The organism is Exiguobacterium sp. PvP048 (genome assembly GCF_040549175.1).
GTDB lineage: Bacteria > Bacillota > Bacilli > Exiguobacteriales > Exiguobacteriaceae > Exiguobacterium_A > Exiguobacterium_A artemiae.
Map to the genome: position 1 here is coordinate 447,706 of NZ_JBEPSU010000002.1, position 13,089 is coordinate 460,794.

The window sequence follows — 13,089 nt, forward strand, 5'->3', positions numbered from 1 at the left end:
GAATCGGCCTGTTTTTCAATATTGAGATTGTTTGATAAAATCAGTGTAACGAATCAAAAGGAAAGGTGTGATTGCGTTGCTGAAGGCGTACAAGTTTCGACTCTATCCGACGAAACCCCAACAAGAATATTTCGTGAAGACGTTCGGTTGTGTCCGTTTCGTCTACAATAAGATGCTCGAAGAGCGGATCCGATTGTATGAAGATTCGAAACTGAACCCTAACGCGAAACAGAAGCTCCCAACCCCGGCGAAGTATAAGCCCGAATTCCCTTTCCTCAAAGAAGTCGACAGCCTGTCTCTGTCGAACGCTCAGATGGACTTGAACAAAGCGTATAACAACTTTTTTCGAGATCCGTCTGTCGGGTTTCCGAAGTTCAAATCGAAGCACAACGCCCGTGCCTCTTACACGACAAATAATCTGAAGGGGAGCATACGCATCGAAGATCGTAAGGTGAAGATTCCTAAAATCGGTTTTGTGAAGTTGAAGCAACATCGTTCGTTCGATGGTGTGATCAAGTCCGCTACGGTCTCGATGACGAAGACCTCAAAATTCTTCATCTCCATTCTTGTCGATCAATCCGAAGAGCAATGGGTTCCCGCTAAGAATAAAGTAGGAATTGATCTTGGTCTGGAACACTTCGCCATCATGACAAACGACGAGTGGACTTCTGAGAAAGTTGAAAATCCTCGTTTCCTTCGAAAGTCCGAAGAGAAGATCAAGAGGGCACAACGTGCCCTGTCCCGCAAAAAAAGGGGGAGTAAGAACCGAGACAAGGCGAGGATCATCCTCGCCAAGAAGCATGAGAAGATTGTAAATCAACGTCAAGATTTTCTTCATAAGCTGTCGAAACGGATGGTTGACGATAACCAAGTCATCGTCGTCGAGACATTGAAGTCCAAGAACATGATGAAGAACCATACGATCGCCAAATCGATCGGAGACGTCAGTTGGTATGAGTTCGTTCGGCAATTGGCATATAAATGCACATTCTACGGACGAACACTGATCAAAGCGGACCAATGGTACGCCTCAACGCAAATCTGTTCTTCTTGTGGAACGAAAGGCGAGAAGAAAACGTTGGATGTGCGCGAGTGGACATGCCCTTGCGGGGCGCATCATGATCGAGATATCAACGCAAGTATCAACTTGTTGCTGTTAGCAGACTGAGAACCCTTCAGGGTGGGAACCACCCGATGAGCTTGGTCAATAACCGTAGCTCGTAAAAGTACGGTCTTCCCAAGAAGCTCCCACTTCAATTTGCGAAGCAAATAAGTGGTGAGTAGTTCACAGCAAGAACACCACCCAGTGAGAGGCCGACAACTGCTATTTGTTCAAATCCTTTGTCTTGCAACAGCTGATAACCGTCGAGAACATCCTGCGACCAGTCGGCTGGTCCGTAGTTCAGAAGTTCTTCTGCCGGTAAAACGTGTCCACTCAGTGTCGGAGCATAGCAGGAGTAATGATTTTGTTGCAGGTAGCGGCTAAGCTTTTTCATGTCGTTCGGATTGCTGGTGAAAGAGTGTAAAAGCAGAACAGCTCGTTCACCGCCTTCGTAATAAAAGGGCTTCGGGGGTAATAATTTCATGAAAAGAAATGCCTCGTGTCATCTTTTTTCTCGTATTCACTTCAAGTGATTTTCAATCAAGAAATAGACCCTGTTTTTTGTCTCGAACGTTAGAAAATCCATTCCCCGGGCTCTTTCAGAAGCCGGTTCATCCGGAATTTCAGAAAAACCCTTCTCTTTTTGATCAATCCAGTTGCTTTGATCTTGTCTTAGAAGCTCGAATTCAGCTGCAGATTTTTGTGTCTTGATTTCCGCCCACATATCATTCAACAGGTTATCCCATTCTTTGTAATACTGTCCATAAAAACCGGTCTGTAAATCTTGTTCGTACAGCTTTTTTCCTTCAGCAAGTATCTTTTCATCAAGAGCATCTGCTCTTTGCAAGTACTTTGTTTTTTCCGTCGGCTCCATATTACTTTCATCATTTTGTTCTTGTTCTTCTTCTTGAAGTGTAGACTCATTTTCCTCTTGTCGTGCCGCTTCTTCCTCTTTGGCAAGTTGCTCCTCTTTTGCTTGCTGTTTCCTCTTTTCTTTCTCATCTCGAATCGCTTGTTTTTTCATTTCTTCAGAGATGCTGTCCACTCGAATCAATACGCTTTTTGTATCACGTCCGTTTGAGTTTCTCAGCAACGAAATTTTATCATCGTTCTCGAAGTGACCTTCAAACAAAAATTCATTTGATCCGTTTTCTGGATTAATTACATCAAAGATAAACGAATCGTCTTCGGTTTCAGTTATGATGTAATCAGCCGTTCGCGGATCTTCATCACCTGTGCGGATGGTATATCTCTCTTTACTTACTTCAATGTAAGACAGCGTTTTATTTTCGGATACTACTTTCCAGCTGCCAATCATATTATTTTCAGCTGAATCGTTGCAAGCTGCCAAAAGAAGGGCAGTGAGCATCATTCCAAACAAAGAGATTATTTTTTTTAAAGACATAATTGTTTCCTCCATTTAGTACATATAGATTTGTTCGGTCGCTATATTCATTTTTTTATAGAAATTTTTCCATATTTTTTCATTTATTTTGATTTTTAACTTATCGATTTCGAACAATACAGTGTTTTATCGCAAATTCTTAGAAATCAGGGGTGGAGCGGAGCAAAGTCTTTTTGTGAAAAATACAGTAACGGTGGAGCGTAAAGTAAAAGGGGCTTTTGTCTGCAATATTCAAATAGACCGGATTGAACTGAATAACCAATGTGGAGGGGGAGAAAACGTGCAGATTTCTACACGACTTGGCACCGATGAAGCCCGCTATATTATTAATCAAACAAGTAGACTGCATGAATTGTCCAATTTAATGTTGAAAATAAAGACTGATATGCATATCAGGAGAGGCGGACAATGGTAAAATATATCGCGAGAGAGCGATTTTTACCGGCCCTGAAGCCGATATACCTGTTGACTGAAGAAACTTTACACAGCCTTTCTCCTTTTATAACGAGCAGGGCGTTTCAAACTCTTAAAAAAAACGAACCAAGTCTCGATTTGCACGTTGGTTCGTCAAACTTATGAAGATATATTCAGGTTCTATTTCTCTACAGAAGTTATCTCATCCACCGACCAACCCCATGTATTTTTCTTTTTATTAAACCTCATTTTTTTTACAAACTTGATTAAATCTTCATCTTCCAACTTATGTTGATCTACCAAGATTGGAGAAATGAAAACATCATTGACAAAAGCAAATGCATTCTCATTATTTTTTTCTATATATCCGACGTCGGATTGAATGAAGTTCGAACGAAAGTCTTCGTCACCTTGTGTAACTTCATGTATCGAATAAAAATTCGGTCTACTGTGATGTTTGAACAGTTTTACCTTAAATATTTCGTCACCTTTCCAATTATGATTCCCTTCAATTGAATCACTGTGGAAGTAACCGCTTCTCACGGATTTGTTGTTCAACAGGAAGTTAAAATTGACAATGCTTTTCTCTTCGTTGACGGAGGTGACAAATATATCGGTAAGCGGGAGTGTTCGATAAAGAATGTCTTTCGCTTTTTGCGCATAATCAGCTAGTTGTTCTCTTGTGTCAACGTTCTCTGTTTCCTTGTACCAATTCTCTTTTTTCCAACCTTCTAGTTTTGGTGAAACGCTCTTCCGGTTTGCTTGTTGAGATTTGATTAACGTATCTAGCTCTCGCTTAGCATGCGAATACATCTCACGTTGTACCAATAACGGGATGATTTTTTCTTGCAGTCCCACAATCATTTCCGGTTTTGTCTTGCAAAGTAAACCTGCACATAGGCAGTTAAACCGATCTTCCTCTTCAACTAGTTCACTTATAAGATTCCATACCCAAAACTCATTACTTTTTGTTCTTCCGAAGGAAGAAATGACGCTCAACGCCTCTTCTTTTCGATTCAATTTTAATAACAATCGTCCTTGGTGATAAGGGAGCCAAACAAACGAAGTATTTGCAGCAATGCTTCTCTCCAAAACAGATAAGAAAGTGGTAACGCGTTGCTCTGTCACAATTTGAATGTCCATTTTTAATATTCTTTTTGAATAATGATTTAATACTGATTCCTTCAAAGGTGGTATTTTTTTTTGATCTCCATCTTCAGTCTGAAAATGAGTTTCTCTCGCATCACTTGAATCGAACCAATCAAATCCGATAGTATCCATAAACTTGAGGTAGTTATAATCATTTAAATGACTCATCATGTCTTTGATAAGTGAACGCATGGCAGAACGTGCATTCGGATCATATCTTGTCTCAATAAAATTAGAGTCATTTCTATAAAATCTTAAAAACTCAGGAAGTACTTTATCGGCGTATGAATCATCTTTTGAGATGACTCTCCGAATAGACCATAATATAGAATCTACCAATGTTCTTTTTATGTCGTTTGCTGGCCATCTATTCAATGTAATGGTCGCATTATCGTTCAATATTCTGAAATTATTAAGATATCGATCAATCTCATTCTCAGAGATTTTCAGAAAATCATACATGATCCACCCAAACGTGATTAAAGTATCATCATCATTTGGATTATTCCTTAAGGTAGGCAAAATTTTTACATATGCCTCTTTAAACTTATTTGCTTTTCTTAGGTGTTTTGCTTCTTCGACCGGATCGGGGTCTAGGTTGCCACCATTTAAGCGAACTTTTTCAGATATGGCTCTTAAATCATCAAAAATCTGTTTAATCTCGCTATCTTCCTTCTTTAGCTTTAACTGCGCGATAAAGTCATTTTGACTAACTCGTCGTTCCGTAAAATCTAATAACAACTTATATTTCACGAAGCGAGTTTTCGTAATTTGATACAAATCATCTTTATAATCTTTTGTCGTATACATTCTATCCCTCCATTACGTTAACGTATATCTTTTTTGAATGAGTTCCACTACCTGTTTATAGAGATCTGCATCTCCATCTAAATAATCGAATGTACTCACCATTCCTTTCCCGTTGTAATATGTTTGGACTTCCACATATTCTTGATGGTTATGGAAGTGTAAAATCAGTTTCCAATCCTGAGCGTCAATCACACGCAATTGAATGTCAGCACGCTGAAGGTATTGACTCAGTTCTTCAAAGATGGGGCTCATGACTCCAAGATCGTTTACCAAATCCTGATCTCCAGAAGCTAAAAGTGAAAGTAACTTCTCATATCCTGCTGCACTCCCTGATTTGAATTTTGGGCTTCGGATCTCTCTCTTCCCTGTGTAGTTAAAGTGCACTTCAACGTCTTCTGAATCTATGTTTAAAGTGACCATTTCCAGATATGGTCTTGAGACGATTGTTTTGACTGCACCTACACCAGACAATCGTTCGTTTATATATGTTCTTAAATGTTCCGCTGGCAGGAGTTGATCGTCTGCAAAGGAAAAAATGTTCTTAGGTTTCTTCTTATAACTTGTAACTTCTGGAGCGTCCGAGAAGTTGATCTTCATGAATGGCGAGATAGGTTTCCAATTGATTAAGTACACCTTGTTCAAAGCTGTCGAGATTCCCGTATAGAGCCATCTGAAATATTCTTTATTCGTCCGTCCTCGATTCTCCTCGTCTGTAATAAAGAACACCTCATTAAATGTATAAACCATGGCTTTATTTACTGTCATAGCCCATCCAAATTTTACCTTCGCTGCGTTTAAAATTTTGAAATATTCAAAGTCGGGATCATTTAACTCTTTTAGGATGCGGTGTCGATATGCTTTTTCAAAGCTAGTTAATTTTCGACTATCTGATGAATCTCGATAAAGTATTTTTCCAGCGCGCTCGATTTTTGCGTATGTTTCAGGTTGTCTAATCATTTCCTCAAACTCAGGACTTTTTGAAAAGGGCGACTTTTCTTGTGCGTTTGCTTCTAGTTTTGCCAAGACCCTGTGGTATGCGATTTGTTCATTTAGCTCAAGCTCATTTTTATCGGCATTTAAAAAATTCTCAAACACAAACGTTTCAATCACGATTCCATTTCTAAGCCTAATAACACAAGGAACAAAGCGTAAGACGATATTTTTGTCGTCCACCATTTCGTTTTTTTCTATCGTTTCTGAATAAGAAATTCGTAATACTTCTCCAAACATGCCGTTATGTACCTGTCTGACTTCTGAAAAGACAAAATGCTCATTTTGAGATACACCACTATCATCATGTGTTTCTTGTTCAGCAAGAGAAGGGGAGTTGAAAATCAGCAAATCTCCCGGTCCAATTTTTGCCCCGTTTTTAAGGAAGTGTTGTTTAATCCACTGATTAATCTTCATCGCTACTTTATTCGTATACACTATTATCTTTTTTTCATGCGGATGTTGAAACGCTGCTTCCATCACTTTTGCCTTATTTTCCACTTCATTTACAGACATCTCGTTATGCGATGATAGGACCAAGCTATTGAATTGATCTTGTTTAATCTGAGATGAAATTTGATTACAAGCCTCAATGATCTCATTTCCGGTTTTATTGTCAGGCAATTCAATGTGAGCTATATCTGAAATAAGATCTCGTTGTTTTAAAAGGGCTTGAAGGTAATTCACTTGTAGTGCGTCTTCCATATCTGATCCAAAACTCAGTTTGTTCACATCACCTACAAAAATAATCTTTGTATCTGGGTGACCTTCTAAATTGATATGATCCAACACATCATTTAATAGGTGACCAGAACCATATTGGATATCATCGGAATGAAGCTTCGAATTTGTGATCAATTGACTGTCATCAATGATGTATAGAATCTTGTCTTGTACAGCAATCTCAGCTCCATTTGAATTTTCTTCTGTGGAGAGGGGACGAGATATTTTCAAAGGAATAACTTTTTTATAATTTTCGTCCCTGTCTTCTGTACGAAAATCAAATATTGAACTGAATAAAGATTCAACCTCTTCTAGGTTCGGATGGCTTTGTAGCATCTTTTGTTTCAACCGATTCGAGTAAGCTAAGACTGGGACATGTGTATAATTTGCATCGAATGCCAAGTCGCGTATATGTGGGATCAACGCCGTCTTTCCACTTTTCGTATTTCCTGTCACAGTCATGATTTTCTGATCAGAACATAAAAAGTCATGTATTTCCTTCATTTGATGCTTTCGATCATTCGAGGTTTGCAGTTTAGGTTCTGATATCACTACGTCTATGGCCTCGTTAAAGTTATACGAATTGGCTTGAAATACGGTTTGAGTAAACACACGTTTAGCCGAATCTGATAAATAGTTCAAATTCCTATGACCCATCACATCAAGAATGTCAACGATTTTATTGAGATAATTGTTTGGATCAGCGATTGAGAACCCTAATTGGAATTGGTGTGGGATTTCACCAATCGTTTCGATCGCATCTTGAAAACATACCATCGTCGAGACTGTACTTTTATCAAACGATTGGATTCGGGACTGTAGCTCTTGAATCAATCGAGCGCGCTGTCTTTGTAACTGAGCGTAAGGATTGGGAGCACTGCCACCTTTAACGGTAACATCTTTATTTAGCACCCATCTGCCATATTTGAAGTTCAAAGGAGAGGGGAGGTTCAACACTCCTCTATAGTTTTTGAAGTCAATTACAATCATTTGATTCTGAGTGAGCAGCAGACAGTCAATTTGTAAACCCTCTTTTGTCACACACTCCGGCATGCCAATCAACATGCCGTGCCAAGATTTTCGCTCAAACAATTCAAAAAGTTCAGCGGAGATTTTTCTGAAAAACTCATTTTCATAGGTCTTGACTGATTTTCCTTTTAAAATTTCTAACACGTTTCTTCCTCCTTTAAGGTGATTTTCGTCTAATTTAAAGCCAAACTGAAGAGGCAACCCTCTCTGTAACATTTATATTCCATCGTTTTACCATGCGTTCACTCATTCAATCTCCTCTAAGTCATGAGATGGTTTTAACAGCAATTTTGAATCCCAACAAATATATATATATTTCTAAAATTTAATGGATAAAAGTAATAAGTGATCCATATAATTCTATCATACTTGAAAATACAGTAAGTATTCGTTGGGAGTTCAGAAGTTTATTTATTTTTATTTATCAAATTAAAGACACTAAAAAAAGCCCCCGAAACAACGGGGACGAAATGTATATCTTGTATGGTTAGTTCACACCGTCTCATCCGTAAACGTTTCACCGGTCCGGCGTACGGTTGCTCCGAGTTCAGCTGCCAGCGCATTGATCGCTTCCGAGTCTTCGTTGACTTCGCTGATGATGATGACACCGTAGTGGTCGGGATTGATCTGGTTGAGTGTCCGGTTAAACAGATCAAACGAATCGCGTTCGTTTTTTTCGTCCCGGTTCGCCCCGATCAGGTATCCGGCGACGGAACCGACGAGCATACCGAATGGTCCACCGACGACGCCGATTGCCATTCCAATTAATGACCCTTTGAACGATTGATCCTGTTGCGTGAAGTCGATCGCATCGATGAACGAGAAGCCGTCCGTTTCGTTACGCTCGGCGAGTACCATCTGTTCCATCTCAATCTCTTTGATTGCTTCGAGATCCTTGATCATCTCAAAACCGGTTTTGGCTTTTTCCAAATCGTTGAAAATAATCGTCGTGACGACGTGCGTTGCCTCGTTATTTTTATATTGTGCCATAATTTCCGCCTCCAGAAAGTTCTGATGTCGTTCTACAATTTACTTGTACCCGTAACGGAACCATTAAAAACTAGAAACGGTGTGCCGTTATAAGCATATGATTGATATAGCTTCTCAATTAGGAGATAAGTAAAACTTATTGAAGGTCTTTTGTTCTTTCAAATTGTAACGGGGCTCATATTATACTATGATAGAGCTGTACAAGTAAGCGGTATCAGGGGCTTGATGTCGTCAACACTTAAAGGGGGAATCAGCATGAAGCAAACGCAACCATCGCAAGACGTGTTTGGTGCACGCCGTTCGTTTGAAGCAAACGGTAAAAATTACAACTATTACAGCATTGAAAAATTGGAAGAACTCGGTCTGACGGAAGTCAAACGTCTTCCGTATTCCATCCGTGTGCTGCTTGAATCCGTCCTTCGTCAACAAGACGGTCGTTCGATTACACAAGAGCATGTCGAAAACTTGGCGAAATGGGGAACTGCCCAAGTATCGAATGATATCGATGTGCCGTTCAAGCCGTCACGCGTCATCTTACAGGATTTCACAGGCGTTCCGACTGTCGTCGACCTCGCTTCACTCCGTAAAGCGATGCAGGACCTCGGTGGAGATCCATCAGTCATCAACCCGGAAGTTCCTGTTGATCTCGTCGTTGACCACTCGGTTCAAGTCGATTCTTACGGATTTGCCGGCGCACTCGCTGAAAACATGGATCTTGAGTTCGAACGTAACGAAGAGCGTTACAAATTGTTACGCTGGGCCACAACAGCATTCGATAACTACCGTGCTGTACCGCCTGCAACAGGAATCGTCCACCAAGTTAACCTCGAGTACTTGGCATCTGTCGTTCTTGAAAAAGAAACAGCAGACGGTTCGGTTGATGTTTATCCGGATACACTCGTCGGAACAGATTCGCATACAACGATGATCAACGGACTCGGTGTCCTTGGTTGGGGTGTCGGTGGAATCGAAGCAGAAGCAGGAATGCTCGGACAACCGTCATTCTTCCCGGTTCCTGAAGTTATCGGTGTCCGCATCACAGGTGAAATGCACCCTGGAACAACAGCGACAGACGTTGCTCTTCGCGTGACGGAAATGTTGCGTCAGCAAAACGTTGTCGGTAAATTCGTCGAGTTCTTCGGACCGTCACTTCACTTGATGTCATTATCTGACCGCGCGACAATCGCCAACATGGCACCTGAGTACGGCGCAACTTGCGGATTTTTCCCGGTGGATACGGAAACATTGACGTACCTCCGTCTGACAGGCCGTGACGAAGACTTGATCGAAAAAGTCGAGAACTACTCAAAAGCAAACGGCTTGTTCTACACGCCGCAAAACGAAGATCCAACGTTCACGAAGACGGTTGAACTTGATCTGTCGACAATCGTCCCTGCCCTTGCCGGACCAAAACGTCCACAAGACCGGATCGATTTGACGGACGTGCACACGTCATTCCAAAAAGCGTTGACAGCACCACAAGGAAACGCCGGTTTTGGTCTTGCTGAAGAAGAAGCAAGCAAAGTCGCTGTCGTTCAATTTAAAGACGAAGCGGTTGAGATGCGTACGGGAGACCTCGCGATTGCAGCAATCACGAGCTGTACGAACACATCGAACCCGTACGTCATGATCGGTGCCGGACTCGTTGCGAAAAAAGCAATCGATCTTGGATTGACGGTTCCGAAATACGTCAAGACATCACTTGCTCCTGGATCAAAAGTCGTTACGGATTACCTTGAGAAATCAGGACTTCAACCGTACCTCGATCAACTCGGCTTCAACACAGTCGGTTACGGGTGTACGACATGTATCGGAAACTCGGGTCCACTTGACCTTGCCGTCGAAAACGCGATCCTCGGATCAGACCTGCTTGTCTCGTCTGTCCTCTCAGGAAACCGGAACTTCGAAGGACGGGTTCACCCGCTCGTGAAAGCCAACTACTTGGCATCACCACCACTCGTCGTCGCGTACGCGATTGCCGGAACGGTTGACGTGGACATCATGAACGCGTCACTCGGAACAGGCAAAGACGGACAAGAAGTCTTCTTCGCGGACATCTGGCCGTCACGTGACGAGATTCAAACGATCATCAACACGGTCGTCACACCGGAAAGCTTCCGTGCCGAGTACGATTCGGTATTCACAGGAAACGAACGTTGGAACAACCTGGACGTGCCGACAGGCGATCAGTATGACTTCGACGAAGAATCGACATACATCCAAAATCCGCCGTTCTTCGAGAATTTGGCGAAAGAAGCCGGTCATGTCGAAGCATTAAACGACCTCCGTGTCTTCGGTAAGTTTGCGGATTCTGTCACGACAGACCACATCTCACCAGCCGGTTCATTCTCGAAAACGACACCAGCGGGACAATACCTTGTCAGCAAAGGTGTCGCACCAAAAGACTTCAACTCATACGGTTCACGCCGTGGTAACCACGAGATCATGATGCGCGGAACATTCGCGAACATCCGGATCCGTAACCAGGTCGCTCCGGGTACAGAAGGCGGCTTCACGACGTACTGGCCGACAGGCGAAACGATGGCGATGTACGACGCTGCGATGAAGTACAAAGAAGATGGTACAGGTCTTGTCATCCTCGCCGGTAAAGATTACGGGATGGGTTCATCACGTGACTGGGCAGCGAAAGGGACAAACCTTCTTGGTGTCAAAGCCGTCATCGCAGAGAGCTTTGAGCGGATTCACCGTTCCAACCTCGTCATGATGGGTGTCCTGCCGCTTCAATACGCAGCCGGCACATCAGCTGAATCGCTTGGCTTAACAGGCGAAGAATCAATCAGTATCGCGATCGACGAGTCGGTTCGTCCGCGTGACGTCGTCGAAGTTACAGCGACAGCTGCAGACGGAAAAGTCACGAAGTTCGAAGCAATCGCTCGTTTTGATTCGGAAGTCGATATCGATTACTACCGTCACGGCGGAATCTTACCAATGGTTCTCCGCGAACGCTTGCAAAACTAAACCGTTTACATTAACGTTTGAGGTGGGGGAAACCCCACCTTTTTTGATGCAGAAAGGGGCGAGACCGTGAACCGATTCAAGAAATGGTTTCAAGCAAAAGAAGAACTCGAGCTGCCGGTTCGCGACGTCACGCTCGATGAAGTCAAACGGGCGACGCACGATTTTGAACTGGCGTTGCCGAAAGGGACGAACCGGACGATTCTGCTCGATGAAGAACAACGGATTGATTTAACGCAACTTGCGCCCTATCTCGGTGCCCGCTCGACGCAGGTCTTCTATATGTCACGGGAAACGTTTACGATCATGGAAGCGAAAGATCATTTGACGGTCTATGAAATGGATCATGTTCAGGTCGCGGTCGACCGGTATTTTGACAAAGAACGGAAATTACCCCTCAAACCGTACTCGAAGACGTTCCAGGTCGATTGTGCGAAGCTGTTTGAGCAAGGCTATTTACGGGAGTTGCCCCATCAAACGTATTACCTCGTCGATGAGTCGATGATTGTCTCACTCGAACCGAAAACAGATTAAATCAAGGTGGACTGCCGGATCGACGGGCAGTTCACCTTTTGTGTTTCGTCAAGGAAGAGATCAGAACGATTCGAAACAGAATCAATTGTTCAAAAGTCTGACGTATTTCTTCAGAAATGCGTGAATCTTGGACAAACCCTTTGTATTCTAAGCCTAAAACCGATACCATTAACATGAAACGAGACAAATTTAGGATGGTGTACATGGCATGACGAAACGAACGAGCACATGGATTGCAGTCGCAATCGTGGCAATGGCGATACTCCTTGCCTATAATTTTTACCTTTTGAATAAGACACAGACCGCTAATGAAGATAAAGCTGCTCCGGTCAAACCGTTTTACACGATGTCGCGGATTCAGTACGTCGAAAAGAAACTGTCGACGACGGAAGACGCTCTCGAGACGCGGACATATGAAGTCGTTTTTGATGACAAAGGCCACTTCCGGACAGAAGTCATCGACGGACCATCGAAAGGAACGATGGCGATTTGGGACGGGAAGATGTTCCGCGAATACGATGCCGACGGAAAATTGTTGAATGAGACGAAAGCGTCGAAGAGTGTCAGCGCACCGCGTCCGTTCTTGTCACGCGGCTTTAACGAACAAATCATCAAGTTCATCGAAAATGGTGACTTTGGTCAAGTCGAAGGCGAAGCCGATATCGCCGGAAATGCGGCTGACGTTTACGTCAAAAAAGAGCCGGCAAGCACAGTCCCGAAAGAATGGATCAAACAGTATCCATCGTTCTTCGATAAGGACGACAATGCGGAAGAAGCGACCTACTATGTCGCGTCCGACCGGTCGAAAGTACTTGGAGCCGAGTCACGTAACAATGGAAAACTTTTTTATTCGGTCAAGATGAAAAAAATCGAGACACTGGATACATTCGATCCAAACTGGTTAAAAGCTAAATGAGGACAGACCGACTGGAGCGTCACACCGTGACGACCACAGTCGGTTTTTTCG

General features: G+C 42.7%; 9 protein-coding genes. 4 read left to right on the forward strand and 5 right to left on the reverse strand.

The genetic code is table 11. From position 1 onward, the window contains the following. Positions 1–76: 76 nt before the first annotated feature. The gene (gene tnpB, locus ABIC15_RS06745) at positions 77–1,168 is read left to right on the forward strand and encodes an IS200/IS605 family element RNA-guided endonuclease TnpB (protein ID WP_354020166.1); all 1,092 of its coding nucleotides are present in this window, start codon (positions 77–79) and stop codon (positions 1,166–1,168) included. An 85-nt stretch (positions 1,169–1,253) separates the two neighbouring features. Here tnpB and ABIC15_RS06750 read toward each other — a convergent pair whose 3' ends face one another. The 5 genes from ABIC15_RS06750 to ABIC15_RS06770 all read right to left on the reverse strand — a co-directional run bounded on the left by ABIC15_RS06750 (position 1,254) and on the right by ABIC15_RS06770 (position 8,612). Then, a complete protein-coding gene (locus ABIC15_RS06750) occupies positions 1,254–1,586 on the reverse strand; it encodes an alpha/beta hydrolase (RefSeq protein WP_214848424.1) in 333 nt (110 codons plus the stop codon). A 36-nt stretch (positions 1,587–1,622) separates the two neighbouring features. Beyond that, positions 1,623–2,507, reverse strand: coding sequence for a lysozyme inhibitor LprI family protein (locus tag ABIC15_RS06755; RefSeq protein ID WP_214848427.1), 885 nt, complete (start codon positions 2,505–2,507; stop codon positions 1,623–1,625). A 594-nt stretch (positions 2,508–3,101) separates the two neighbouring features. Then, positions 3,102–4,880 carry a DUF7017 domain-containing protein gene (locus tag ABIC15_RS06760; RefSeq protein ID WP_214848429.1) on the reverse strand — a complete coding sequence of 593 codons (1,779 nt, stop codon included), beginning with the start codon at positions 4,878–4,880 and terminating at the stop codon, positions 3,102–3,104. A 12-nt stretch (positions 4,881–4,892) separates the two neighbouring features. Continuing rightward, a complete protein-coding gene (locus ABIC15_RS06765; protein ID WP_354020168.1) occupies positions 4,893–7,766 on the reverse strand; it encodes an NERD domain-containing protein in 2,874 nt (957 codons plus the stop codon). 348 nt (positions 7,767–8,114) lie between these two features. Then, on the reverse strand, positions 8,115–8,612 hold the full coding sequence (locus ABIC15_RS06770; RefSeq protein WP_354020170.1) for a hypothetical protein: 498 nt from the start codon (positions 8,610–8,612) through the stop codon (positions 8,115–8,117). Positions 8,613–8,867: 255 nt separating this feature from the next. Here ABIC15_RS06770 and acnA point away from each other — a divergent pair, with 255 nt between their 5' ends. The 3 genes from acnA (at position 8,868) to ABIC15_RS06785 (ending at position 13,038) form a co-directional block, all read left to right on the forward strand. Continuing rightward, a complete protein-coding gene (gene acnA / locus ABIC15_RS06775) occupies positions 8,868–11,591 on the forward strand; it encodes an aconitate hydratase AcnA (RefSeq protein WP_354020172.1) in 2,724 nt (907 codons plus the stop codon). A 66-nt stretch (positions 11,592–11,657) separates the two neighbouring features. Next, positions 11,658–12,122 (forward strand): DUF3939 domain-containing protein, encoded by a 465-nt coding sequence (locus ABIC15_RS06780; RefSeq protein ID WP_214848435.1) that lies wholly within the window; start codon positions 11,658–11,660, stop codon positions 12,120–12,122. Between the two features lie 208 nt (positions 12,123–12,330). Continuing rightward, positions 12,331–13,038, forward strand: coding sequence for a hypothetical protein (locus ABIC15_RS06785; RefSeq protein WP_114596152.1), 708 nt, complete (start codon positions 12,331–12,333; stop codon positions 13,036–13,038). Positions 13,039–13,089: the final 51 nt, after the last annotated feature.

Bases quoted from the DNA above. Each gene is read 5' to 3' on its own strand.
- ABIC15_RS06760 (WP_214848429.1), bottom strand. From the start codon at position 4,880: ATGTATACGACAAAAGATTATAAAGATGATTTGTATCAAATTACGAAA.
- ABIC15_RS06770 (WP_354020170.1), bottom strand. From the start codon at position 8,612: ATGGCACAATATAAAAATAACGAGGCAACGCACGTCGTCACGACGATT.
- acnA (WP_354020172.1), top strand. From the start codon at position 8,868: ATGAAGCAAACGCAACCATCGCAAGACGTGTTTGGTGCACGCCGTTCG.
- ABIC15_RS06785 (WP_114596152.1), top strand. From the start codon at position 12,331: ATGACGAAACGAACGAGCACATGGATTGCAGTCGCAATCGTGGCAATG.
- ABIC15_RS06750 (WP_214848424.1), bottom strand. From the start codon at position 1,586: ATGAAATTATTACCCCCGAAGCCCTTTTATTACGAAGGCGGTGAACGA.
- ABIC15_RS06755 (WP_214848427.1), bottom strand. From the start codon at position 2,507: ATGTCTTTAAAAAAAATAATCTCTTTGTTTGGAATGATGCTCACTGCC.